This is a genomic window from Corallococcus terminator, assembly GCF_003611635.1.
Taxonomy (GTDB): Bacteria; Myxococcota; Myxococcia; order Myxococcales; family Myxococcaceae; genus Corallococcus; species Corallococcus terminator.
On sequence record NZ_RAVZ01000140.1, the window covers coordinates 1 to 23,520 of the forward strand.

Sequence of the window (23,520 nt, forward strand, 5' to 3'; positions counted from 1 at the left end):
GCGACGGGAGGGGGCGGCTCCGCGCGGCTGAGCGCGTTCTGGGCGTCGGTGAGGCGCTTGAAGATGCGCTCCAGCCGGGCTCGGAAGCTGCCCAGGTTCTTGCCGAAGTAGCGGTCCGGGTGGAAGCGCCGGGACGCGTTGTAATAGGCCTGCTTCACCTCGGCGGCGGTGGCGCCCCGGGGCACGCCCAGCACCGCGTGGTGGTCCATCCCGTCCAGCGCGCGCTCCAGGTCGATGATTTCGCGCTTCTGTTCGGGCTCCAGGTCCACTTCCTCCGCCATGGAGGCATCCACGGCCGGGGCGGCGGGGGTGGCGCGTTGCACCACGCGCGCGGGGACGATGGCGCCCTTGGCGCGCAGGGACAGCAGCACGGCGATGGTGCGGGCCTCGCCCAGCGAGGAGCGGGACAGCACCGCGTCGATGCGCTCGACACGGCCCACCAGCGCCAGCACCGACCCCTCCTCCGAGCTGAGCTGGAGGCGGGACGGGTCCAGGTGGGGCACCGTGGCGATGTGGTCGGTCCGGCCCCCCAGGCCGACGATGGGGTTGGGCGCGCTCAAGGTCACACGTTCCGCGGCAGGCGAATCCCAAAGTGTAGGTGTCCGGGACGCAAGGCGTCAAACGCCCCGGATGTGACGGGCCCCTTCGAGGGAAGGCGGCTACAGGGAAGCCAGCACACGCTGGAGGATGCCCAGGGCTTCGTCCAGTTCCTGCCGGGTGATGATGAGCGGAGGCGCGAAGCGCAGCGTCATGTCCCCCGCGGAGTTCACCAGCAGTCCGGCATCGCGCAGCTTCGCGATGATGGGCGCGGCCTCCCGATCCAGTTCGATGCCCAGCAACAATCCCCTGCCCCGCACGGCCTTGATGCGCCCGTCCGGCAGCGCGGCCTGGAGCGTCCGCGCCCCCGCGAGGAAGTGCTCGCCCTTCGCCTGCACGTCCGGCAGCAGCCCGGGCTGGCGCAAGAGGCGCAGGACGGCATTCGCCGCGGCGGCGGACACCAGGTTGCCGCCGAAGGTGGAGCCGTGGGTGCCGGGGGTGAGGCTCTTCGCCAGTTCCTCGCGGCACAGCATGGCGCCCATGGGCAGGCCGTTGCCCAGCGCCTTGGCGATGCTGATGGCGTCCGGCTGGATGCCGTCGTGCATGAAGCCGAAGGGCAGGCCGGTGCGGCCCATGCCCGTCTGGACCTCGTCCACGAGCAGGAGCAGGCCGTGCTCGTCGCACAGCGCGCGCAGGCCCTGGAGGAAGCCCGGGGGCGACATGCGCACCCCACCCTCGCCCTGGATGGGCTCCACCAGGATGGCCGCAGTGGACGGGCCCACGGCGCGGCGCACCGCCTCCAGGTCCCCGTACGGCACGTGCTTGAAGCCCGCGGGCAGCGGTTCGAAGCCCGCGTGGTACTTCGGCTGGCCGGTGGCGGTGACGGTGGCCAGGGTGCGGCCGTGGAAGCTCTTGTCGAAGGTGATGAGCTCGAAGCGCTCCGGCGTGCCCCGGTCCTTCATCACCTTGCGGGTCAGCTTGATGAGGGCCTCGTTGGCCTCCGCGCCGGAGTTGCAGAAGAACGCGCGCGGCAGGCCCGCCCAGTCCGTCAACTGCGCGGCCAGGTCGATCTGCGGCTGCGAATAGAAGACGTTGGAGACGTGCCACAGCAGGTCCAACTGCGCCTTCGCCGCCGCGACGACCTCCGGGTGGCAGTGGCCCAGGGCGCACACGGCGATGCCGCCGATGCAGTCCAGGTACGCCTTGCCGTCCGCGTCCCACACCCGCGTGCCCAGCCCTCGCACCAGGGCGATGGGCTGCTGCTTGTAGTTCTGCAGCAGGTGCTGCTTCGCCTTCTGCATGAGGGCGTCGTTGCCAGGGGCGGCGACGGGGGATGGCGACGGTTGCGACAAGGCGGTCTTCCTCACGATTCGTGCTGCGCGGGGGACAACGGAAAAGGACGCTAGCGCGCCTAGAGGATGTAGCGCGAAAGATCCTCGTCCTGGACGATGGCGGACAGGCGCTCGCGCACATAGGCGCCGTCCACCTGGAAGTCGCGCGGGCCCTGTTCGCTGGCGGTGAAGGACACGTCGTCCAGCAGCCGCTCCAGCACGGTGTGCAGGCGCCGCGCGCCAATGTTCTGCGTCCGGTCGTTGGCCTGCTGGGCGATGCGCGCCAACTCCGACACCGCGTCGTCCGTGAAGGACAGGCGCACGCCCTCGGTGGCGAGCAGCGCGGTGTACTGGCGCAACAGCGAGTTCTTCGGCTCGCGCAGGATGCGCACCAGGTCCTCGCCGGACAGCGCCTCCAGCTCCACGCGGATGGGGAAGCGGCCCTGCAACTCCGGGATGAGGTCCGACGGCTTGGAGACGTGGAACGCTCCCGCCGCGATGAAGAGCATGTGGTCCGTCTTCACCTGCCCGTACTTCGTGTTGACGGAGGAGCCCTCCACGATGGGCAGGATGTCGCGCTGCACGCCTTCGCGCGACACGTCCGGGCCCCCGCCGCCCTTGCCGCCCTCGCGGCTGGCGATCTTGTCGATCTCGTCGATGAAGACGATGCCGCTGGACTCCGCGCGCAGCACCGCTTCGCGCTGGACGCGGTCCGGATCCACCAGCTTCTGCGCCTCTTCCGCGCGCAGCATCTGGAGCGCTTCGGGCACGCGCACGCGGCGCTTCCGGGTGTTCTTCATGCCCGGCATGTTCTTGAACAGGTCCTGGAGGTTGACGCCGATCTCCTCCATGCCCTGGCCGCTGAAGTTGCGCATGAACGTGGGGCTGCTCTCGCTGGTCTCCACCTCCACGTGTTGATCATCCAGCGTGCCGGCGCGAAGCTGGGCGCGCAGCTTCTCCCGCTCGCTGTCGCCCAGCGCTGACGGCGCCGGGGGCGGCGGAGGCGAGAAGCCGAAAGGCGGTGATGCGGCCGGGCGGGACGCGCCGCCGTTCTTGATGAGCTCCATCAGCCGGTCCTCGGCCAGCTCCTCCGCGCGCGGCTTGACCTTCTCCGTCTCCTCCTCACGCACGAGCGCGATGGCCGCCTCCACGAGGTCGCGGATCATCGACTCCACGTCGCGGCCCACGTAGCCGACCTCCGTGAACTTGGAGGCCTCCACCTTGACGAAGGGCGCCTGGGACAGCTTCGCCAGCCGACGGGCGATCTCCGTCTTCCCCACGCCGGTGGGGCCGATCATGATGATGTTCTTCGGGTGGATTTCATCCCGCAGGTCATCGGAGACCTGCTGGCGGCGCCAGCGGTTGCGCAGCGCGATGGCCACGGCGCGCTTGGCGTCGTTCTGGCCGACGATGTAGCGATCCAGCTCGCTGACGACCTCGCGAGGCGTGAAGGCGGACAACTTGCGCGATTCGGCCACGGGGCGGCCCTCTCAGAGCTCTTCGTAGGTGACGTTGGAGTTCGTGTAGACGCAGATGTCCGCGGCGATGGCCATGGACTGCGTGCAGATGTCACGGGCCGACATCTGCGTGTTCGCCTGGAGCGCGCGCGCGGCGGACAGCGCGTAGGAACCGCCGCTGCCCACGGCGGCGATGCCGTGGTCGGGTTCGATGACGTCGCCCGCGCCGGAGAGGATGAAGGTCTTCTCCCGGTCCGCGACGATGAGCAGCGCCTCCAGGCGGCGCAGGAAGCGGTCGGTGCGCCAGTCCTTGCCCAGCTCCACGCAGGCGCGGGTCAGGTTCTTCTGGTGCTCCTTGAACTTGGCCTCGAAGCGCTCGAAGAGCGTGAAGGCGTCCGCGGTGCTGCCCGCGAAGCCGGCGAGCACCTGCCCGTCGCCAATGCGGCGCACCTTGCGCGCCGTGTTCTTCATGATGGTCTTGTCGAGGCTGACCTGGCCGTCGCCCGCGATGACGACCTTCTGGTCGCGGCGGACGCAGAGGATGGTGGTGCCGTGGAACATGGCGGGAGGTTTAACAAGCCCGCCCCGCCCCCACCAGCAAACACGGCCCGGCTGTCCGCTCCCTCACCCTGTGAGGGCCTTTCAGGCCACGGTGGCCTGGATCCACCGGCCCACCAGCTTCACCAGGGCCGCCTTCTTCGCCTTCACGTCCTTCGCGTCCTGGAGCGTGACGATGCCCCGGTCCACCGCGGCCCACTTCACCAGGCCCGAGTCGTCCTCGAAGGCGAAGCCCGCCGTGTCCTTCACCTTCGCGCCCCGGTGGAGGATGACCTGGAAGATGCCCTTGGGGGCCAGCCGGAACGTCACCCGGTCATCACCCGCGTAGCAGAAGCTGGGGGCCTTCCACTTGATGCGCTCGGTGAGCGTCTTGTCGGAGGCCAGGATGGCGCTGCGCACGGTTTCGATCTCCGCCTTCAACGGATGTTCGAGCTCCGCCATGAACGCTTCGACTTCATCACTCCGGTTCGACATGTGCCTGCCCTTTCAACGGGTCGCAGGGAGGACCGGGGCGATGCGCACCTCCATGGTGCGCGCGATCACGTAGCCCCTCATTCCCACGGCGGGATCGATCTCAAAAACAGTGAACTCACCGGCCTTGATCTTTTCGACCCAGAAGGCATCCAACCCGATCTCCGCGCAGACCTGGAGCGTACTCTCCTGGTCTCCCCGCCACTCGTCGATGCCGTACAGCACGTTCTGGGTGACGTATCGCTCCAGGTCCCAGTGCAGAGCGCCCTTGAACTCGAGCAGGAGCGCCCTCTTGTTTTCGAGCACGAGGTCGAAGGTCAGGGTTTCAGCATCGCGATTGGAACGAATACCTACGACCTCGGCATCATGAATCGACATGCTCAACGAGTTCATGACTTCTCCACCGGACAGACTTGCACGGGAGTTCCACCCTGCGGTTCGTCACGCGCGAGGGTGCGAGGCGTCGTAGACCTCCTGCAACTGTTCGAAGGTCACGTGGGTGTACTTCTGCGTGGTGGACAGGCTCGCGTGGCCCAGCAGTTCCTGGATGCTGCGGATGTCCGCGCCGCCGCCCAGCAGGTGCGTGGCGAACGAGTGGCGCATCGCATGCGGGCTCACCTTGCGCGCCAGCGCGAGCTGGAGCACGTACGCATCCAGGTGCCTCGCGATGCTCCGGGGCGTCAGCCGGCCGCCGCGGAAGTTGAGGAACAGCGCGTCCGGATCCTGCCCCGCGTGCACCGTGGCCAGCAGCTCGCCGCGCCGCGCGAGGTACGCTTCCAACGCGCGGATGGACTTCGCGTTGAGCGGGATGAGGCGCTCCTTGCTGCCCTTGCCCATCACCCGGACGATGCGGCTGCCGCGGTCCACGCCCAGCAGCGACAGGCCGCACAGCTCGCTGATGCGCAGGCCGCCGCCATACAGCATCTCCAGGATGGCCTTGTCGCGAAGCCCCAGCACCGTGTTCACGTCCGGGATGTCGAGGATGGCGAACACCTCCTCCACCGGCAGCACCTTGGGCAGCGTCTTGGGCAGCTTGGGGCTCTTCACCAGCTTCGCAGGGCTGGCGGACAGGAGCTTCTGGCGCACCAGGTACTTGTAGAACGACTTGATGCTCGCCAGCCGCCGCGCGCGGCTGGCGGGAGCGTGGTCCACGCTGAGCGTGCCCAGGTAGCCCCGGATGGCCGCGTGCGTGCCGGCCAGGAGCGACGACTTCATCCGCTCCACGAGGTAGCGCTCATAGTCCACCAGGTCGATGAGGTAGTTGCGCACCGTGTGCGGTGACGCGTCCTTCTCGTCTTCCAGGTGGGCGCGGAACTTCTCGAGGAGCGGAGACAGGGTCGACATGGTCGGGGAAGCCTAGGGGCCTCCCCGAGCCTCGCAAGATTCACGACGGCGCGCGAGCACCACCTACTTCGCGGGCACCGGGGCCGGAGCGGCGGGGACCACCACCGGCGCCCCCGGCAGTTCAGAGGGCACCAGCTTGGGCAGGAAGACCCGGCAACTGTCTTCGGACAGCCACTGATGCGTGCACATCCACTCCGTGATGGACGCGCGCACCTGCCACAGCAGGATGAACAGCACGAGCAGCGTGAGGCCGATGCGGGCCCCCAGGGACATACCGTCGCTCTCGTCGTCGTCCTGCGTGTGGCGCAGCGCCCCGCGCACCAGGTCGGAGCGGTCCACGCGCGCGTTCTTCGGCAGCTTCGGGCGGCGGGTGATGAGCGTCGCCACATCCCGGGTGAGCATCAGCCGGTCGTTGAGCGCCCAGCCGGAGCCCTCCAGGAGCAGCGCCAGGTTGCGCCGCCGCAGCTTCATCCACCCGAGCAGACCCGCGGGCGCCATCACCACGATGGCCAGGATGGTCGCCGCGGTGATGACGTCCACCAGCGTCAGCGACTTGACCTGCGTGAGGATGAACGCCAGCGACGAACCCAGCGCCGCGAACGCGATGCCGCCCGCCGCGAGCACTCCAGCGAGCCCTCCCGCCGCGGGCGCCGCCGGGGCCGCCGCCGCGGGCGCCGCACCGGCCGGGGGCGCCGTCACCGCCTGCGTGTAGCCCTGCTCCAGCGACGAATCGAACTCCTTCTCGCCCGACGCCGCCAGCTTCTCCACCTTGCCGGAGATGAACGCGCCGATGCGCATGAACGGCATCGTCATGGACTCCCAGAGCGACACCGGCTGGCGGACCACCTGCGTGACGATGGCGTCACTCTCCACGCCATCCACGTCGTAGAACACGCCGCGCTTGCCCACGACGAGCTCCGTGCTGCGGCCGGCCGTAACGGGCACCGCCACCTCGTAGCCCTCCGCGCCGTCCTTGGGCAGCACCTTCACGTAGAGGATGCACGTGGTGCCCTGCCCCGTCAGCGCCGAGTGCGCCGCCCGGTCCTTCACCAGCACCGACAGCGTGTACTTGCGCCCGGCCAGGATGAGCGTGCCCCGCTCCATCAGCGCCCGCCGCTTGGGCAGGTACAGGCTGGGCATGCTGATGAAGTTGTTGGCGAACACCAGCAGCCAGCGCTGGTACAGCACCAGCCGCTCCAGCTCCGCGATGACGTCCAAAGTGCCCTTGAGCGACAGGTCCTCGCGGCTCGCCGCCTCCAGCGCGTCCAGCTCCTCGTCCGACACGGTGGAGAGCGTGTCCGCCACCGCGTGCAGCGCGTGCGTGTCCCGCTTCGACTGCCACGCGAGGATTCCTTCCGCCTTCGCGGACAGCTCCTTCCACGCGGTGTCCGTCAGCTTCAGGCCGTCGCCCAGGAGCGGCGTCGCCACCTCCTGGTGGAAGGCCTCCAACCGTTCGTAGCCGGGGCCCCGGTACAGCCGCGCCCACACGAGCACGCCCGTCGGATCCGGCGGCGCGATGGGCAGCTCGCCCGCGGCCTTTCCCATGGCGCCCAGGTCCCCCAGCGCCCCTTCCACCCGCTCCGCGCGCAGGCGCAGGCTGGCGGCGGCCTCCGGCTGCGCGGCGACGAGCCGGCATTGCACGAAGTAGCCATCCAAGAGCGGCGCCACGTCGTGGATGCGCTTCGCCTGCTCCAGGCTCGCCGTGCCCCAGGTGAACACCGCGTCCCGTCCGGACAGGTGCGCGAGCAGCGCCGTCCGCTCCTCGCGGAAGCGCTTCACCAGCGCCGCGTCCACGCCCACCAGCCCCGCGCGGTTCGTCACCGCCGGGAAGGCCGCGATGATGGCCTGCGCCAGGGGCCGCAGCCGCTCCGGCAGCGACGTGGGCGCGATGATGCCGTCGCCATTGGTGCCCGCATCGCGCAGCGCCTTGTCGCTGGTGCGAAGCTGCTCCAGGGACAGGCGCGTGGCGTCCGGCGCGTGCAGCGTGCGCAGCACCAGATCCGCCGCGCCGCGCAGGTTGTTCGCGGTGTCTGAGAGCGACGACAGCTCCAGCACGTCGCTGCCCGCGTCCGCGCCCTTCGCGTCCTTCAGCCGCGCCGCCGTCCAGTCCACCGCGGCGCGCAGTTCCTCCACCCGGATGCGGCCGTTGCCGTCCGCGTCCATCAGCGTGAGGAAGCGCGGGTCACACGCAATGCCCTCCAGCGGACACGCGAGCGCCATCCACTGCGTCGCGGGAATCCGCACCGCCTCGGTGAGCGTGTGGAAGTCGGGGATGTCGACCTGGAGGGAGCCGCCGTAGCGCCGATAGACGAGTTGTGCCATTCGGCGGGCAAGACACCACACCCGCCCCGACTGTGCACGCCTCAACAGCATCAGCCGGACCCGAAGGGGCGGAAGGCGAGGCCGCCCTCCACCCCCGGGTCCACGGCTACTGCCGGTTACTGCGGTGACGCGATGGCGCTGTACACGCCAGGGTTCTGCCCCTGCCCGATGATGTAGACGGCGCGAGCGTCGTCCTTGCCGCCGAAGTACGTGGGCACCTGCACGCCCTGGTCGAGCGTCTTCCGGGCCCCCGTCTTCACGTCATAGATGGCGACGTCGTAGGTGTCCGAGTCCATGCGCGCGTACGTCGCGAGGATGCGGGCCCCGTCGTTGGAGATCTTGTAGCTGAAGATGCCCTGCATCCACGTCTTCGCCTCGGCCTGCTTCTCGCCCAGCTCCAGCGCCTTGAAGTCGCACGCGCGGCCGTTGCGGATGCAGTTGGTGCGGAACACCACCGCGCCGTTGTTCGGCGTGAAGCCGTAGCCGAACACGCCCGGCTGCACCTTCTCCGCCTTCTCCTGACCCAGCGCGTACAGCATCAGGTCCACGGAGAACACCGGCCTCACGAAGCGCGACAGGAACGCCACGTAGCGGCTGTCCGAACCCCACACGAAGTTGGGCACCCGGTCCCCCACGCGCTTGGGCGCGCCGTCCGGCAGCGACGCCACGCTCATGGCTCCCGCGCGCGACGGCTGGTCGTACTTCTCCAGGAAGCCCACCGCCTTGGAGTCCGGCGCGAACGCCATCTCCTCCACCGCCTCGCCCACCTTGCGCCCCGGCCCACCGGACGCGGGGCCCACGTACAGGTCGCCCAGCAGCTCCGGCTTGCCGTTCTCCGTGCGCGCCAGCCACTGGCCGTCCGGAGAGAAGCCGAACACCTTCGAGCCCACCGCGAGCCGCTGGCCCTTCAGCGCCGGCACCTCCGCGAGGTACAGGTCATACATGCTGCGCACGGACTCGCTGCGCACCTGGTACGCCACGCGCTTGCCGTCCGGAGACACCTGGTAGTCGCCCACCTGATCCGCCAGCTTGCGCGGCGGCTCCTTGGAGCCCACCGTCACCGCGGCCAGACCGCTCGCGGCCGACAACCGGCGCTTGAAGAGCAGCGTCTTGCCGTCCGACGTGAACTGCGCGGTGCTCACCTCCGCCGCCACGTCCTCGAAAGGCCCCGCGGGCAGCGGGCCCAGCTTCAGCACGCCCGCGTCCACGAACGCCACGCTGACGCCGTCGGGCGAGGGCAGCAGGTAGCTCACCGCCGTGCCCAGCGTCACCGGCTGCGCCGCCGCGTCCGTCACGGCCAGCGCGTGCAGCTCACCGGACTGCGAGGCCGGGTTGTAGCCCGTCACGTACAAGAGGTGCCGGGAGTCCGCGGAGAACAGCAGGCTGCCGGGGACGTTCGTCACGCCGTTGCCCAGCTCGCGCGGCTTGCCGCCCGCCACCGGCACCACGTACAGCGTGCCCACCAGCATCTGCGGCGGGATGCCGTCCAGCCGGGGCTTCTGTCCGTTGAGCAGGTACGTGGCGAACTGCCCGTCCGGGGACAGGCGCAGATCCGCCGCGCGGCCCGCGGCCAGTTGCTGCCCCTGCCCGCCCACCAACGCCGCGCCCTTCGCCGCGCTGCGAACCGTGTCGTCCTTGGCGGCGCTGCGCTGAGACGGAGCGGCGCCGTCGTCGCTCTTCTTGCTGCACCCCACCACCGTCAGCAGGGCCACGAGGCCCCACATCCCAGGTCGCTTCATGCGCTCCTCTGTTCTTGCGTCGGGTCCGTTGCCTGGGCCGCGCCCGCTTCCACGACGCCCGCGTGGGGCAGCCAGGCCGCCAGGTCCTGCTTCGCCCGCGCCGAGTAGGCCGCGCGCTTGTCCGCCTTCTTCATCCGCCCGGACAGGGGCGGGAACAGGCCGTAGATGACGTTGGTGGGCTGGTGCGGATGATCCGGCGGGTGCGCTTCCCCCGTGACGTGCCGGTACAGCGACCCCAGCGCCGTCGTCGCCGGCGGCGGCACGAACGCCGTGCCGGTGAGGCGCGCATGCACCGCCAGCGCCACCAGGTAGCCGCACGCCGCGCTCTCCACGTAGCCCTCCACCCCCGTCACCTGCCCCGCGAAGAACACCCGCCGCTCTGTCTTCAGCGACAGGTCCTCCGCCAGGAGGCGCGGCGAGTCGATGAACGTGTTGCGGTGGATCTGCCCCATCCGCAGGAACTCCGCGTTCTGCAGGCCCGGGATGCAGGACATGAAGATGCGCTTCTGCTCGCCCCACGTCAGGCGCGTCTGGAAGCCCACCATGTTCCACGCCGTGCCCGCCTTGTCCTCCATGCGCAACTGCACCACCGCGTAGGGGTCCTTCCCCGTGCGCGGGTCCTTCAACCCCACCGGCTTGAGCGGCCCGAAGGACAGCGTGTCGTCTCCGCGCTCCGCCATCACCTCGATGGGCAGACACCCTTCGAAGTATTTCGGTTCCTCGAAGCTGTGCGGCACCAGCTTCTGGCCCGCCTTCACCTCGTTGACGAAGCGGTAGTACTCGTCGCGCGTCATCGGCAGGTTGAGGTAGTCATCCCCGCCGCCCTTGCCATAGCGGCTCTGGCGGAACGCCACCTCCATGTCGATGGAGTCCCCGGACAGGATGGGCGCGATGGAGTCGTAGAAGTAGAGCTTCGTGCCCACGTGGCGCTCCAGCTCCGCCGTGAGCGCGTCCGACGTCAGAGGCCCCGTCGCCACCACCACCACGCCCTCGTCCGGGATGCGCTCCACCTCGCCGCCCACAATCTCCACGCCCACGCCGGACTGGAGCCGGGTGGTGATTTCGCGGGAGAAGCCTTCGCGCTCCACCGCCAGCGCGTCACCGGCGGGCACGCGGTGCAGGTCCGCGCTTCCCAGCACCAGCGAGCCCAGCGCGCGCAATTCCGCGTGCAGCAGGCCAATGGCGCTCTCCGGGTTGTCCGAACGCAGGGAGTTGCTGCACACCAGCTCCGCGAGCGTGTCCGACTTGTGCGCGGGGGACCGCTTGTGCGGCTTCATCTCGCGCAGCACCACCGGCACGCCGCGCCGCGCGAGCTGGTACGCGCACTCGGTGCCCGCCAGGCCCCCGCCAATCACCGTCACCCGCTGCTTCACGTCCGACATGCAACCTCCTGCGCACCGGGGGCGTCTGGCACTCCAGGGCACCCCGGGCGTCCCTGTTAGCAGGAAGGTCGCGCGCTTTCCCAGCCGTGAAAGCGGCGCGGCAACCCCGCGTTCTCTTTCCGCTTTCCGGCCTGCCCACGGCTGCCCGCCTGCCCTGCTTCCCACCGGGCGTGCCGGAAGGAAGGCGAGGTTTCCCCACCTGGGATCCAACCCTAGGTTTCTCGCGGTCTTCGCGCCGGGATGACACCGCCGACCGCGAGCGCCGTTCAACCGTGAACCGGGATGGGAGTGACGCCGCCATGAGCCGAGCCAAGGACTTGTTGGGGATCCGCGAGCTGCTGCAGAAACGCCGCAAGACGACCGAGGAGGCCCAGGCGGGCGCTCGCCGGGAGTTGATGGCGCTGAAGGATCAGGAGCGCGATCCCGAGTACGAGGAGCAGGCGCAGGCGGAGCTGGCGGACTACACGCTCTCCACCCTCATCGAAGCCCAGCGCCGGGAGATCATGCTCATTGACGCCGCGCTGCGCCGCATGGACACGGACGTGTTCGGCGAGTGCGTGGACTGCGGGAACGAAATCTCCATGGACCGACTGGAGGCCATGCCCTTCGCCATCCGCTGCGAGGAAGACGCCGCCCTGCACGAGCAGGAGACGCGCGACGCCGCGCGCCACACGGGCAGCCTGTCCCTCTAGCGAAGCCGTCAGGCGCTCCCCCGTGCGTCCATCCCGCGCGGGGGAGTCGTGTGTCCGGCGACAGGGCGCCTAGTTGGCGTCGCGCTGGAGCACGATGAAGCGGTAGTTCTCCAGCTCGTTCTGGCCCGCCGTGTAGAGCACGGTGACGAGCAGGTCGTACGGCACGGCCTTGTCCGCGATGACGGACAGCTCGTGGCTGAACGGCGCCGCCGGGTTGCGCTCGGCGATGAACTTGAGCTTCTTCACTTCCTTCTTCAACTGCTCATCCAGCCCCAGCACCAGCCGATTGTTGCCCTCGGGGAACTGCGTCGCCGGGATGCGTCCTTCCACCAGCCGCACCACCTCACGGTCCCCCACCAGGATGTTCTTGGGGGTGATGGTGATGGCCACCGTGTCCTTGGGGGTCGCGCGCGTGGAGGACACCGGCGGACGGACGTCCTCGGACGCGGTGACGGCCGCGGAGGACGACGCGAAGGACCTCAGGAGGAACACCAGGATGATGGTCATCATGTCCATCATCGCGGTGATGTTGAGCTCCTTCACTTCCGACGCGGCCTCACGCTCCTTGCGCTTCTTGCGCGCGAGGGCCCGTCGGTAGCGCATGCGCGCGAGCTGTTCGGCTTCGGCGGCGGTCGGCGGCGCGGTTTCGGACATGGCTACAGGGTGCTCAAGGTGACGTCGGGGAAGAGCAGCTTGTGCTCGGTGGGGCCCGCCGTCTCGCGCAGGGCGTCCATCGTGTGGATGAGGGCCTCGTAGGGGACGTTCGGATCCGCCGCCACGATGACCTTCGTCTCCTGGGGGAACTCCGCCTTGATCTTCACCAGCCGCGCGTTGAGCGCCGCGTAGTCATAGGTGCCGCCCGCGAGCACCGGCAGCGTGGGCGCATCCCCCTCCGGCGCCGCGGCCTCCTTGCCGTTGCCCCGGACGTAGAGGCCCTTCTCGGAGATGAGCACCTGGAGCATCAGCTTGGGCGCGTCCGGATCCGCCTGGCCCCCGCTGGCGGAGGCGCCGCCATACGTGGGCGCGGACACGTTGAGCGCACCAAAGGCCGTGAGGCCTGTGATGGACAGCAGCATGAAGATGATGAGGTTCATGAGGATGTCGAGGTACGGGACGATGTTCAGCTCGCCCCCCTCTTCCTCTTCCCTCGGCTTCAGCTTGCGGCGGGAGTAGTAGAACGCCATGCGTGGCTCCGGAAGCCAGCGGGGACTACGACGCCGCCCGGACGTCGGAATCCGACGGGACGACTTCCAGCGAGCCGCGCCGCGACAGCAGGTTCTCCAGCTTCAGCGCATTCAACTCCACCGTCTCCACCATGTTCTTCGCGTACGTGTGGAAGAACAGGTGCGCCACGATGCAGATGACGGCGATGGAGAGCCCGAAGCCCGTGTTGTACATGGCCTCCGAGATGCCGTTGGAGAGCAGCGCCTGCTTCTGCTCCGCCGGCACGTTGCCGAGCGCGCGGAAGGTGCCGATGAGGCCCACGATGGTGCCGACGAGTCCCACCAGCGTCGCGATGTTCGCGAGCGACCACAGCCACTGCACCCGGCGCGTCACGTGCGGCGTGTACTCCGCCAGCGCCTCCTCCACGGCCTTGGCCACTTCCAGCTCACCGCGGTTCGCGTTGATGAGCCCCGCGCGGATGACGCGGGCCAGCGGCGAGCGCGGCGCCATGCCGCAGAACTTCACCGCGCGGTCCAGGTTGCCGCTGCGCACCATCTTGTGGACCTGTTCGATGAACGCGCTCGCGTTGAGCCGGTAGCGGTACAGCAGCGTCACCGCGCGCTCCCCGATGACCGCCAGCGAGGCGAGCAGCCAGAACAGGTTCACCAGCATGAAGTGGCCGCCGGCGTCGAACGCGGTGAACACGAAGTCCACCAGGCCTCCAGAGGAAGCGTGGCCAGCCGCGGGAGCCGCCTCGGCCAAGACCATGCTCAACAACGCGTTCACGGAGGGATTCATCGCGGAGTGCGTCCTTTCGCTGCCCCCCGCGCGCACCCCTGCCGCGAACGGGCAGGAGGCTTGCGATCACGGGCCGGGAGCAATCCGGACTTGTAGGACTTCGCCCGAGAGGGTGTCAAGCCAGGGGGCCCAAGCCAGCCCCCTGGAATGACTCAGCTTTCCGCTCAGGCCGCCGAAGAAGGCGGGGGAGCGACCGGTGCCTCGGCGGCAGTCCCCACGGCGACCTCTCCCGGAGCGCCCAGGCCGCCCTGCTCCACCACCTCGCGGCGGTAGTCGCATTCCTTGTTCGGGCAGGAGATGTAGGCCCCGTCCCGCTTGGAGTACTTCTGCAGCAGGTACGGCGACGCACACTGAGGGCACGCCTCCGCGAGCGGCCGGTCCCACGCGGCGAACTTGCACTCCGGATACCGGTTGCAGCCGAAGAAGATCTTCCCCCGGCCACTGCGGCGTTCGGTGAGGTAGCCCACCTTGCACTCCGGGCAGTTCACCCCGATGGAGATGGGCTTGGACGTCTTGCAGTCCGGGTAGCCCGAGCACGCCATGAAGCGTCCGAACCGGCCGCGCTTGATCACCATGGGCTTGGCGCACTTCTCGCACTTCTCGTCCGTGGTCTCCTCCTCCACGATGACGATCTTCCCCTCGGCGTCCCGCTTGAAGTCCTTGGTGTTCTTGCAGTCGGGGTAGTTCGAGCAGGCGAGGAAGTGGCCCATCTTCCCGAACTTGATGACGAACGGGTTGCCACACTTCTCGCAGGCGATGTCGGTCTTGATCTCCTCGCGCTTGACGTCGCGCATCTCCGCTTCGGCCTTCTCCAGGGTCTCCTTGAAGGGCCCGTAGAAGTCGTGGAGGACGGTCTTCCAGCTCGCGCCGCCGTCGGAGATCTGATCGAGCTTCTCCTCCATGCTGGCCGTGAACGACACGTCCAGCTCATGGGGGAAGTGCTTCACCAACAGCTCGTTCGTCATCTGCCCCAGGTCCGTGGGCCGGAAGCGGCTCTCCAGCTTCTCCACGTACTTCTTGTCCTGGATGTTGGAGAGGATGGCCGCGTACGTGGACGGACGCCCGATGCCGCGCTCTTCCAACTCCTTCACCAGCGTGGCCTCGCTGAAGCGCGGGGGCGGCTGGGTGAAGTGCTGCTCGTTGAGCAGCTTGTGCAGGGCCAGGACTTCGCCCTCGTTGAGGGGCGGCAGTTCGCCCACCACGTCCTCGGCGCCGTCTTCACCGGCGGCCTTGGCCTTGTCGCGCTCGGACTCCTCTTCCGGCGTGAGGCCGGCGCCGTACACGCCCAGGTAGCCCGGGAACTTCAGCGTGCTGCCGGACGCGCGGAAGGTGGCGCGGCCCGCGGTGATGTCCGCGGCCGTCTGGTCGTACACGGCGGGCTTCATCTGGCACGCGACGAAGCGGTTCCAGATGAGCTCGTAGAGGCGGAACATGTCCGACTCGTCCATCGCGTCGAAGAAGGGACGCACGCGCTCGGGCGGGTACTCCAGGGACGTGGGCCGGATGGCCTCGTGCGCGTCCTGGGCGCTCTTGCGGCTCTTGTAGACCATGGGCTCCGGCGGCAGGTAGTCCGCGCCGTACTTCTGGCCGATGAACTCCCGCACCTGAGTGACGGCGTCGTCCGACAGACGCGTGGAGTCCGTACGCATGTACGTGATGAGCGCCGTCTGGCCCTCCTCACCCAGCGGCACGCCTTCGTACAGCTTCTGCGCCAGCGTCATCGTCTTCTTGGCAGTGAAGTGCAGACGGTTGGCGGCCTCCTGCTGGAGCTTGGAGGTGATGAACGGCGCGGGCGCGTTGCGGCGGCGCTCCTTGCGGTCCACCTTGGTGACGGTGAAGGGCGCGTCCTTCAGCTCCGCGACCAGCCCGTCCGTGGTGGCGCGGTCCTTCAGCTCCACCTTCTTGCCATCCACGCGGGACAGCTTGGCCTTGAAGGGCGGAGGACCCTGGGGGCCCTGCACCAGCGCGTCCAGCGTCCAGTACTCCTCGGGCGTGAAGGCCTTGATCTCCGTCTCGCGCTCCACGATGAGGCGCACGGCGACGGACTGCACGCGGCCGGCGGACAGACCCCGGCGGATCTTCTTCCAGAGCAACGGCGAGATTTGGTAGCCGACGAGCCGGTCCAGGATGCGCCGGGTCTGCTGCGAGTCGTAGTTGTCCTGGTTGAGCTCGCGCGGATTGGCGATGGCTTCCTGCACCGCCTTCTTGGTGATCTCGTTGAAGGTCACCCGGAGGGAGTCGGGGTGGGCCAGTTCTTCCTTGATGTGCCAGGCGATGGCCTCGCCCTCGCGGTCGGGGTCCGTCGCGAGGAACACGCGGTCCACCGTCCTGGCCGTCTTCTTCAGCTCGTTGAGGACCTTCTCCTTGCCCTTGATGACCGTGTACTCGGGCTTGAAGTCGTCATCCACGTCGACGCCAATCTTGCTCTTGGGCAGGTCCTTCACGTGCCCCACGGACGCCTTCACCGTGTAGCCAGAGCCCAGGTACTTCTTGATCGTCTTGGCCTTGGCGGGAGACTCCACCACCACCAGGTAGTGCGGGCCCTTGCCACGGCGTTCAGGGACTTCCTCTTCCGCGTCGGCATCCGCGTCCACGGTGGGGAGGTCCTCGCCGTCCGCGCCACGGCGACGGGCCGCCGTCTTCTTGGCCGACACCTTCTTGGCCGCCGTCTTCTTCTTCGCGGGCGCCTTCTTGGCGGGGGCCTTCTTGGCCGCCGTCTTCTTCTTCGCGGGCGCCTTCTTGGCCGTCTCCTCCGCCGCCGCTTCCGTCTGCGCCGCCTGTGTCTTCTTCCGCGTGGCCATGGCTCTCCTACCTCGGACTGCCTTCAAACCTTCTCGTACCGTTTACCCGGGTGCTGGACCACCAGCCCCGACAATTCCAACTCCACCAGGGCGCTCGTGAGCGCGGCGGGGGACAGCGGGCTCTGGGCGAGCACCTCGTCAAAAGACCGGGGAACCCTGTCCAACAGCCCATAAGCCCCGCGCGCTTCCACGGACAGCGCCTCCCACCAACCTCCTTCACGCCCCGGCGGCACCGCCCGGCCGGAATGAACCCCCACCACCGCGCAGATCGCTTCAGCCGACGTGCATGCCCGTGCCCGCCCGTCCGCCAGCAGGGCGTTGCAACCCGCCGCCGCCGGCTGCCAGACATCCCCGGGCAGGGCGAACACCGGACGGCCCTGCGTCCGTGCCGCGTCCGCCGTGTACAGGCTCCCGGATTCCAGCCCGGCTCGCATCACCAGCACCGCATCCGACGCCCCAGCGATGAGTCGGTTGCGCCGGGGGAAGGTCGTCGTGCTTGCCCGGACACCGGGCGGCAGTTCGCTGAAGAACACCCCACCCCGAGCAAGGAAGTGCGGCAGCAGGCGGGCCTGGGCGGGATCCAACTGGTCCAACGCCGACCCCAGGAAGGCCCACGTCTCACCGGCCGCGTCCAGGGCGCCCCAGTGACAGGCCCGGTCCACGCCCTCCGCCGCGCCCGACACCACCCCCACGCCGGCCTCCGCCACCTGCCGGGCGAAGGTGCGCGCGAACGGCAGGAAGCCCTGGTCGGGGTGGCGGCTGCCCACCATCGCCAGCCGCCGCCGGGGAGGTCCAGGCTCGCCCCGGTAGAACAGGAGCGGCGGCGCGTCCTCCAGCCCCACCAGCCGGCCGGGATGGGCTGGCGTGCCGGCGAAGGCCACCCGGATGCCCGCGGCGTCGCAGGCGGACTCCACCCGCGAGGCCAGGTCGTCCAGCGAAGCGACGGTGGCCAGGCGCTGCCGGACGGGTGCGGGCACCGGAACGTCGGACACCCAGTCCCGGACCGGGGCGGACGCGAGGCGGGACAACTGCCCCCCTGCGAACGCACGCACCGCGTCCAACGTCCGGGGCCCCAGGCCAGGGATGGCCCAGAGCGCCAGACAGGCGCGGTGTTCTCCGGTGGGTGTGCCCGTGTCGGTCTCTGTCATGCCCGTCCCCCGCCTGTTTCCCACCTATATAGAGGAGGTGGGCCCGGGAGGGGCGTGACACATAACACCGGAACATCGGTGGTCAAGCGGCCCGCCCCTCCAGGGCGGGCCGGAATGCAGCTTTCCTGCCGTTCGGAAGCCCGCGCCTAGCGGCTGGCGGTGGGGGTCCCGGACTTGCGCATGGTGGCGCGGTCGCCCGCGGAAATCTCCACCAGCGAGCGGGTCAGGATGCAGTTGGAGGTGCGCTCACGCACTTCGGTGACCATGCACTGGGCCACGCCCTCCCACGGGTAGACGCGCTGGCCCTTCTTGACCTCGCCCGGCTTCGAGTCGCCGCGGCCGAGCACGTCGAGGCTGGGGTCGCCCTTGCGCTCGATGGTGAAGATGTTGCCCACCTGCACGCCGTCCGCGGTGCCGCGGTCCACGACGATGAAGTGGTGCTCGCCCAGCACGGTCTGGCCCGGCGTCATCGGCGTCAGCACGTAGCCGGGGATCTCCTTGGAGTTCGGCTTGGGCGCCACGCGCTCCGACAGCCGCTCGCTGGAGGGGCCCACGTAGTTGCCGCGCTCGATGGGGTCCCAGGTCTCCATGATGCGGGCGGTCACCATGTCGTCGTTGATGGCGGTCACCTGGACCGTGCCCAGCAGCTCCGTGAGGAAGCCCGCCTTGGCGCCCGTCACCGGGTGCTTCACCGGCTCCACGGTGTGGAAGATGACGTAGCGGTCCCCCACCTTGGCGGCGCCCTTCTTCTTGAAGCGCAGGTAGACCCGCTCCGGGGCCGACAGCATCAGCGCCTCGGAGGGGGAGCCTTCGATGCGGCCCGCCTCGTCCAGCTCACGCGACGTCACGAAGCCCTTGGTCGTCACCGGCCGGGCCGAGGACGCGTCGTAGCCAATCTTGCCCACCACCGACACCAGGCTGCCGCCGCTCACGTCCTGGGGCGCCGCCACGTCGTCGGAAGGAAGGTCGCCCGCCTCCACGCGCGACGGCACTTCCTCGCCGCCGGGGAAGAACTTCACGTTGTTGCCCGGGTAGATCCAGTGCGGGTTGGCGATCTGCGGGTTGTAGGACCAGACCTTGGGCCAGTACCAGGGGCTGCCCAGGTAGCGCTGGGACAAATCCCACAGCGTGTCGCCGCCCTCCACCGTGTGCACCTGACCGGGGGCGCTTTCGCGGCCCTGGGGGGCACCGGGGGGCAGCGTGACGGAGGTGGGACGCTCCGGGGCTTCGTCGGAGATGTCCTGGCCTTCCGTCTCGCTGCTGGCCGGCTGCGGTTCCTCCTCTTGCGCGTCCTGCTGCTGGGCATGGGCCGTCCACGCCGGCGAGATGGCGAGGGGCACGAGCAGGGAGGCGAGGATCCGGGAGCGCATCGGACGACGTCCTTTCACGAAAGGGGCTTACGGCGAGAGCGCGGCGAGCCGCTGCTCCGCCTGCGTGGCGGCGGCCGTCCCCGGGAACTGGGTGACGACGCGAGTATAGAGGGCCCTGGCATCCACGGCCTGATTCAGCCGCACCCGGCACTCCGCGAGCCGGAGCATGCCGTCCAGGATGGCATCCCCAGCGGGGTAGGTCTTGATGAGGCGTTCGAACGTCTTCGCGGCGCTGGCCGTGTCCTGGAGGCCCATCTGCCCCAGGCCGGTGAAGTACAGCGCGTTGTCCGCGCGGGGGTGGCGGGGGTTCTCCTCCGCGAAGCGCGTGAGCTGCTCCACGCCCCCGTCCACGTTGCCGGTGCGCAGGAGCGCCACGGCGTGCTCGTACTCGGCTTCGAGGATGGCCGGATCCTTGTCCGGCACCTCCACGCGGCCCGGAGACGCGGATGCGGTCCCCGACGAACCATCCGCCGGGCTGATGAACATCTCCATCTGATCCGGATCCGGCTCCGACACCGCGACCGCCGTGGCGATGCGCGGGGCCGGTTCCTTCTTCGGCTTGAGCCGCACCACCGCCAGCTCCGACGGGGGCAGCCCCAGGCCTTCGTCGGCGGAGGCCGCGTCAGCCTTCTTCGCGGCCGCCGAAGCCGGCGTCGCTGGCGTGGACGCGGCGGGGGCGGTCACGGCGCGGGCGCGGGCGACGGCATCACGGTTCTCCAGCCGCTCCAGGCGCTCCACCAGCTTCGCCTGGGTGACGCGCAGCGTGCGCAGCTCCGCCTCCAGCCGCCCCACTTCCGCCTGGGAAGCGGCGGTGGTGGCGCAACCAGTCGGCGCGCACAGCGCCACGACAGCAAACAGGCGGAAGAAGAAGGGGCGCACCGGCACGAGCCTGGACGGAGGAGATTCCGCGTCGAGGATAGGAAGGCCGGTCGGAGACCGTCAAGAAAACGGCCGGTCTGGAACGGGACGCTCGAACTGGTGTAGCACGAAATTGAGGTGCCGGCCCGTGAGCCCCGCGTCCCGCCGGTGGGAGAAGAACCGCTCGCGCTCACACGCCGTACAGGCCTGTAGCACGTCCACGTGTTCCGGCTTCAGGCCCGCCTTGAGCAGCGAGGCCCTCACCGCCCGGGGAAGATCCAGGTGGGGCTTCACGCCTTCGCGCACCACCTCCGGACCGAAGCGCGCCCGGAAGCGCTCCCCCAGTTCCGCCGACACCTCGTAGCAGCACGCCTGGATGCAGGGGCCCACCGCCGCCAGCAGGTGCTCCGGCCGCGAACCCTTCGCCACCAGCGCCTCCACCGTGCGCGCGCTGATCTCCAGGTCCGTGCCCTTCCAGCCCGAGTGCACCGCCGCCACCCGGCGCCCCCGCGGATCCACCAGCAGCACCGGCACGCAGTCCGCGGTGCCCACCGCCACCCAGCTCCCCTCCCCTTCGGTCCACAGCGCGTCCGCGTCACCCAGCGTCGGGCGCAGCACGTCGTCGGCTTCGCCCTGCACCTCCAGCACCCGGTCGCCGTGCACCTGCGACACCCGGCCCAGCGCGCCCAGCTTCGCGCCCACTGCCCGGGCCAGCCGCAGGTGGTTCTCCTCCACGCGCGAGCGCTCGTCGCCCACGGAGAACCCCAGGTTCAACGACGCGTAGGGCCCTTCCGACACCCCTCCCTCGCGCGTGGCGAAGCCGTGCGGCACCGGCAACAACGCGGACGTGAGGAATGCAGGCGCGGACATGGATGACATGGGGCTTTCCTCGGGCCTTCCGCCCCATGATGGGCGCAGCCCCTGAAAACAGGAACTCGCTGCTAACAGCAGTCCAGGTTCAATATTTCCACGTGAGTACGTTTGACAGGGCGTGTCACCCCCCTGACAATTTCTGGACACTCCTTCCCGCTGCACAGAACGCGCGGGCTTCGGAGACACTGCGTTCCGCACATGGCCCTGGGTTCCGAGACGATTGGCAGGAAGCTCCTCTGGAGCATTGGCCTGCCAGGGTTGGTGGTGGCGTTGCTGGGCGTGTGGCACTTCTCGCGCGAGACGCGGCAGGCCGTGCGCGAAGGCACGCACCTGGAAGCCCTGGCGCTGGCGGAGTTCGTGTCGTCCACGTTCACCCTGCCGCAGGCGCCGGGCGCTGCTCCGCACGGCGCGGTGGCGGAGGTGCTGACGTCGGACACGCGGCTGTTCCGCTCCGTGGAGGACCTGCGGGTGCTGACGCCGGACGGGCGCATCCGGTGGAGCCGGCGTCCGGCCGAACAGGGCCACCCGCATCCGGAGGCCGCGCGGCTGTCGGCGACGGGGCAGGAGGCGGCGCGCACCATCGACCACGGCACGGAGGTGGTGCGGCCCCTGGGCGGCCCCGAGTGCTCTGGCTGCCACACCGGCGAGGCCGCGCAGCGCATGGGCGTGTTGCAGGTGCGCCTGGGCGAGCCCGCGCTGCACCGCCAGTTGCAGACGATGTTCGGCGACGCGCTGGGGGCCATGGTGCTCTTCGTGGGCATCCTGGCGCTCGTCACGTGGCTGAGCCTGCGCTTCGTGCTCACGCGTCCGCTCAAGCGGCTGAGCGAGGTCATGGGGCGCGCGGAGTCCGGAGACCTGCTGGTGCGCGCGGACGCCCGGGGCACGGATGAGATCGCGCGGCTGGGCGCGGCCTTCAACCAGATGCTCGCGCGGCTCACCTCCATGAAGGTGGAGGAGATCGACACGCACCGCGACCTGGAGCTGGTGAAGGAGAAGCTGGCGCTCAAGGACGAGTTGGAGGAGCGCCTGCTGGAGCTGTCGCTGCTCTTCGACGTGGCGCGCTCGCTCAACACCACGCTGGAGCTGGACGAGCTGCTGTCGCGCATCACCCGCATGGTGGTGGAGCGCCTGCACATCCCCGACTTCTCCATCATGCTCCTCAACGAGGACGGCATGCTGGAGGTGAAGCACGCGTGGCCGAAGGGCCGGGGCCTGGAGGGCCACACCTTCGCCGTGGGCGAGGGCGCGTGTGGCCGGGCCGCCCAGACGCGCAAGGCGGTGTACCTGCCGGACCTCACCGACAGCACCAGCATCTTCGCCCGGCGCGGCCTGCGCGGCGGTTCGGAGCAGGGCTCGCTGCTCGCGGTGCCCATGGTGCACGCGGAGACGCTCCTGGGCGTCATCAACTTCCAGCGGCCGGAGACGGCGTGCTTCTCCGCGGAGGAGATTGAGCTCTTCACGGCGGTGGCGGATCAGGCGGCCACGGCGGTGACGAACGCGCGCCTGCACGCGGAGACGGTGAAGCTCACGCTGACGGACGCGCTCACGGGCGTGCCCAACCGGCGCCACCTCTTCCAGCGGTTGGACCTGGAGCTGGCGCGCGCCCAACGCTTCGGCGTGCCGCTGGCGCTCCTGATGGTGGACGTGGACCACTTCAAGCGGCTCAACGACCTGGCCGGACACCGGGCCGGAGATGAGACGCTGCGCCGGGTCTCCGACGTGCTGCGCACCCGCGCGCGCAAGGTGGACACGCTGGGGCGCTATGGCGGCGAGGAGTTCGTGCTGCTCCTGCCGCAGGTCTCCAAGGCGACGGCGTTCGAGGTCGCGGAGACGCTGCGCCGCGCGGTGGCGGAGTCCGGCGGGCTGGGCCGGCCGGGCCTGCCGGGCAACCACGTCACGGTGTCCATTGGCGTCGCGCACTTCCCCACGGACGCGAACTCGCAGGAGACGCTGGTGGATTGCGCGGACTCGGCGCTCTATTGCAGCAAGCGCACGGGCCGCAACCGCGTGACATGTTTCGAAGCGGGCATGGAGATGCACCCCGGCCGCGAGCGCAGCATCAACGCCCCGCCCTCCGACGCTCCGACGACGCCCCCTGCCCCCTCGGGCATCGCCAAGGCGTGAAGCGCAAGCCGGTGCGCGAGGCTCAGCGCTGCACGAGCGTGCGCACCACGGGCAGCATCAGGTCCGCCCACTCTTCGTAGCCCACCGCGGACGGGTGGAAGCCGTCCGGGGAGAAGAAGTCCGAGCGCCGGGGGATCATCTCGCGGCTGGCCGTGTACAGGTCCACCAGGTGCAGCCCGTGCGCGCGGGCCACCGTGGCGATGGCTTCGTTGAACAGTTCGATGCGCCCTTCGTACAGCGCGCTCGGCACCAGCTTCGCGATGGGCGCGAGCGCCATGTCGGCCAGGTTCACCACCACCATGGACGCGCCGGTCTGCTTCAGGCGCCGGGCGATGCGGTCCAGGTCGTCCTGGTACTCCGCCACCTCGGTGCCGCGCCAGAGGTCGTTGGTGCCCACGCCCAGGGTGATGAGCGTGGGCTGCAACGCGACGACGCGCTTGAGGGCGTGGGTGACGACGTCGCGCACGCGCGCGCCGCTCTGCCCCAGGTTGGTGTGGCCCACCGGCAGGCCACCCTGTCGGAGGCGGGAGGCGAGCCGGTCGGGATAGCCC

21 protein-coding genes are annotated in these 23,520 nt (G+C 69.5%); 2 read left to right on the top strand and 19 right to left on the bottom strand.

Annotated features, from left to right (window positions below):
* The 10 genes from D7V88_RS20500 to trmFO all read right to left on the bottom strand — a co-directional run.
* A partial coding sequence (locus tag D7V88_RS20500) for a J domain-containing protein (protein ID WP_147448788.1) occupies window positions 1–560 on the bottom strand: 560 nt, incomplete at its 3' end.
* A 99-nt stretch (window positions 561–659) separates the two neighbouring features.
* Window positions 660–1,838: an aspartate aminotransferase family protein gene (locus D7V88_RS20505; protein ID WP_120542340.1), complete on the bottom strand. Its 1,179-nt coding sequence runs from the start codon at window positions 1,836–1,838 to the stop codon at window positions 660–662.
* Window positions 1,839–1,948: 110 nt separating this feature from the next.
* A complete protein-coding gene (gene hslU / locus D7V88_RS20510; RefSeq protein ID WP_120542341.1) occupies window positions 1,949–3,346 on the bottom strand; it encodes an ATP-dependent protease ATPase subunit HslU in 1,398 nt (465 codons plus the stop codon).
* 12 nt (window positions 3,347–3,358) lie between these two features.
* Window positions 3,359–3,886: an ATP-dependent protease subunit HslV gene (gene hslV, locus D7V88_RS20515; protein ID WP_120536022.1), complete on the bottom strand. Its 528-nt coding sequence runs from the start codon at window positions 3,884–3,886 to the stop codon at window positions 3,359–3,361.
* 81 nt (window positions 3,887–3,967) lie between these two features.
* Window positions 3,968–4,357 (bottom strand): DUF1801 domain-containing protein, encoded by a 390-nt coding sequence (locus D7V88_RS20520; protein WP_167509863.1) that lies wholly within the window; start codon window positions 4,355–4,357, stop codon window positions 3,968–3,970.
* Between the two features lie 12 nt (window positions 4,358–4,369).
* Window positions 4,370–4,747 carry a hypothetical protein gene (locus tag D7V88_RS20525; protein WP_120542342.1) on the bottom strand — a complete coding sequence of 126 codons (378 nt, stop codon included), beginning with the start codon at window positions 4,745–4,747 and terminating at the stop codon, window positions 4,370–4,372.
* A 48-nt stretch (window positions 4,748–4,795) separates the two neighbouring features.
* Complete coding sequence (locus D7V88_RS20530) at window positions 4,796–5,698, bottom strand: tyrosine recombinase XerC (protein WP_120542343.1); 903 nt, start codon at window positions 5,696–5,698, stop codon at window positions 4,796–4,798.
* 63 nt (window positions 5,699–5,761) lie between these two features.
* Complete coding sequence (locus D7V88_RS20535) at window positions 5,762–8,020, bottom strand: kinesin (protein ID WP_120542344.1); 2,259 nt, start codon at window positions 8,018–8,020, stop codon at window positions 5,762–5,764.
* 116 nt (window positions 8,021–8,136) lie between these two features.
* Complete coding sequence (locus D7V88_RS20540; RefSeq protein WP_120542345.1) at window positions 8,137–9,759, bottom strand: gliding motility protein; 1,623 nt, start codon at window positions 9,757–9,759, stop codon at window positions 8,137–8,139.
* On the bottom strand, window positions 9,756–11,141 hold the full coding sequence (gene trmFO, locus D7V88_RS20545) for a methylenetetrahydrofolate--tRNA-(uracil(54)-C(5))-methyltransferase (FADH(2)-oxidizing) TrmFO (protein WP_120542346.1): 1,386 nt from the start codon (window positions 11,139–11,141) through the stop codon (window positions 9,756–9,758). The genes D7V88_RS20540 and trmFO overlap by 4 nt, the downstream gene beginning before the upstream one ends.
* Before the next feature lie 299 nt (window positions 11,142–11,440).
* Between trmFO and D7V88_RS20550 the strand changes: the two genes are divergently transcribed.
* Window positions 11,441–11,833 (top strand): TraR/DksA family transcriptional regulator, encoded by a 393-nt coding sequence (locus D7V88_RS20550; protein ID WP_120542347.1) that lies wholly within the window; start codon window positions 11,441–11,443, stop codon window positions 11,831–11,833.
* Window positions 11,834–11,902: 69 nt separating this feature from the next.
* Here the strand turns inward: D7V88_RS20550 and D7V88_RS20555 are convergent, their stop codons facing one another.
* From D7V88_RS20555 to pgeF, 8 genes are all read right to left on the bottom strand, one after another.
* Window positions 11,903–12,487, bottom strand: coding sequence for an ExbD/TolR family protein (locus tag D7V88_RS20555; protein ID WP_120542348.1), 585 nt, complete (start codon window positions 12,485–12,487; stop codon window positions 11,903–11,905).
* A gap of 2 nt (window positions 12,488–12,489) precedes the next feature.
* Window positions 12,490–13,017: an ExbD/TolR family protein gene (locus tag D7V88_RS20560; protein WP_120542349.1), complete on the bottom strand. Its 528-nt coding sequence runs from the start codon at window positions 13,015–13,017 to the stop codon at window positions 12,490–12,492.
* Window positions 13,018–13,042: 25 nt separating this feature from the next.
* Complete coding sequence (locus tag D7V88_RS20565) at window positions 13,043–13,795, bottom strand: MotA/TolQ/ExbB proton channel family protein (protein WP_120542350.1); 753 nt, start codon at window positions 13,793–13,795, stop codon at window positions 13,043–13,045.
* Between the two features lie 164 nt (window positions 13,796–13,959).
* Window positions 13,960–16,596 carry a type I DNA topoisomerase gene (gene topA / locus D7V88_RS20570; protein ID WP_372241099.1) on the bottom strand — a complete coding sequence of 879 codons (2,637 nt, stop codon included), beginning with the start codon at window positions 16,594–16,596 and terminating at the stop codon, window positions 13,960–13,962.
* Window positions 16,597–16,619: 23 nt separating this feature from the next.
* Entirely contained in the window at window positions 16,620–17,744 is a 1,125-nt protein-coding gene (locus tag D7V88_RS20575; RefSeq protein WP_120542351.1) for a DNA-processing protein DprA, read from the bottom strand.
* 146 nt (window positions 17,745–17,890) lie between these two features.
* Complete coding sequence (locus tag D7V88_RS20580) at window positions 17,891–19,114, bottom strand: LysM peptidoglycan-binding domain-containing protein (RefSeq protein ID WP_120542352.1); 1,224 nt, start codon at window positions 19,112–19,114, stop codon at window positions 17,891–17,893.
* A 27-nt stretch (window positions 19,115–19,141) separates the two neighbouring features.
* Window positions 19,142–19,999 (bottom strand): tetratricopeptide repeat protein, encoded by an 858-nt coding sequence (locus D7V88_RS20585; protein ID WP_372241100.1) that lies wholly within the window; start codon window positions 19,997–19,999, stop codon window positions 19,142–19,144.
* Between the two features lie 54 nt (window positions 20,000–20,053).
* Window positions 20,054–20,842, bottom strand: coding sequence for a peptidoglycan editing factor PgeF (gene pgeF, locus D7V88_RS20590; protein WP_120542356.1), 789 nt, complete (start codon window positions 20,840–20,842; stop codon window positions 20,054–20,056).
* A 201-nt stretch (window positions 20,843–21,043) separates the two neighbouring features.
* Here pgeF and D7V88_RS20595 point away from each other — a divergent pair, with 201 nt between their 5' ends.
* Window positions 21,044–22,969, top strand: coding sequence for a diguanylate cyclase (locus D7V88_RS20595; RefSeq protein WP_120542353.1), 1,926 nt, complete (start codon window positions 21,044–21,046; stop codon window positions 22,967–22,969).
* A 22-nt stretch (window positions 22,970–22,991) separates the two neighbouring features.
* Here the strand turns inward: D7V88_RS20595 and D7V88_RS20600 are convergent.
* On the bottom strand, window positions 22,992–23,520 hold a 529-nt coding region (locus tag D7V88_RS20600), incomplete at its 5' end, for an SGNH/GDSL hydrolase family protein (RefSeq protein ID WP_244238277.1).

Bases quoted from the DNA above. Each gene is read 5' to 3' on its own strand.
- hslV (WP_120536022.1), bottom strand. From the start codon at position 3,886: ATGTTCCACGGCACCACCATCCTCTGCGTCCGCCGCGACCAGAAGGTC.
- D7V88_RS20505 (WP_120542340.1), bottom strand. From the start codon at position 1,838: ATGCAGAAGGCGAAGCAGCACCTGCTGCAGAACTACAAGCAGCAGCCC.
- trmFO (WP_120542346.1), bottom strand. From the start codon at position 11,141: ATGTCGGACGTGAAGCAGCGGGTGACGGTGATTGGCGGGGGCCTGGCG.
- D7V88_RS20550 (WP_120542347.1), top strand. From the start codon at position 11,441: ATGAGCCGAGCCAAGGACTTGTTGGGGATCCGCGAGCTGCTGCAGAAA.
- D7V88_RS20520 (WP_167509863.1), bottom strand. From the start codon at position 4,357: ATGTCGAACCGGAGTGATGAAGTCGAAGCGTTCATGGCGGAGCTCGAA.
- topA (WP_372241099.1), bottom strand. From the start codon at position 16,596: ATGGCCACGCGGAAGAAGACACAGGCGGCGCAGACGGAAGCGGCGGCG.
- D7V88_RS20595 (WP_120542353.1), top strand. From the start codon at position 21,044: ATGGCCCTGGGTTCCGAGACGATTGGCAGGAAGCTCCTCTGGAGCATT.
- D7V88_RS20525 (WP_120542342.1), bottom strand. From the start codon at position 4,747: ATGAACTCGTTGAGCATGTCGATTCATGATGCCGAGGTCGTAGGTATT.
- D7V88_RS20580 (WP_120542352.1), bottom strand. From the start codon at position 19,114: ATGCGCTCCCGGATCCTCGCCTCCCTGCTCGTGCCCCTCGCCATCTCG.
- D7V88_RS20575 (WP_120542351.1), bottom strand. From the start codon at position 17,744: ATGACAGAGACCGACACGGGCACACCCACCGGAGAACACCGCGCCTGT.
- D7V88_RS20565 (WP_120542350.1), bottom strand. From the start codon at position 13,795: ATGAATCCCTCCGTGAACGCGTTGTTGAGCATGGTCTTGGCCGAGGCG.
- D7V88_RS20555 (WP_120542348.1), bottom strand. From the start codon at position 12,487: ATGTCCGAAACCGCGCCGCCGACCGCCGCCGAAGCCGAACAGCTCGCG.
- D7V88_RS20530 (WP_120542343.1), bottom strand. From the start codon at position 5,698: ATGTCGACCCTGTCTCCGCTCCTCGAGAAGTTCCGCGCCCACCTGGAA.
- D7V88_RS20540 (WP_120542345.1), bottom strand. From the start codon at position 9,759: ATGAAGCGACCTGGGATGTGGGGCCTCGTGGCCCTGCTGACGGTGGTG.
- D7V88_RS20560 (WP_120542349.1), bottom strand. From the start codon at position 13,017: ATGGCGTTCTACTACTCCCGCCGCAAGCTGAAGCCGAGGGAAGAGGAA.
- pgeF (WP_120542356.1), bottom strand. From the start codon at position 20,842: ATGTCCGCGCCTGCATTCCTCACGTCCGCGTTGTTGCCGGTGCCGCAC.
- D7V88_RS20535 (WP_120542344.1), bottom strand. From the start codon at position 8,020: ATGGCACAACTCGTCTATCGGCGCTACGGCGGCTCCCTCCAGGTCGAC.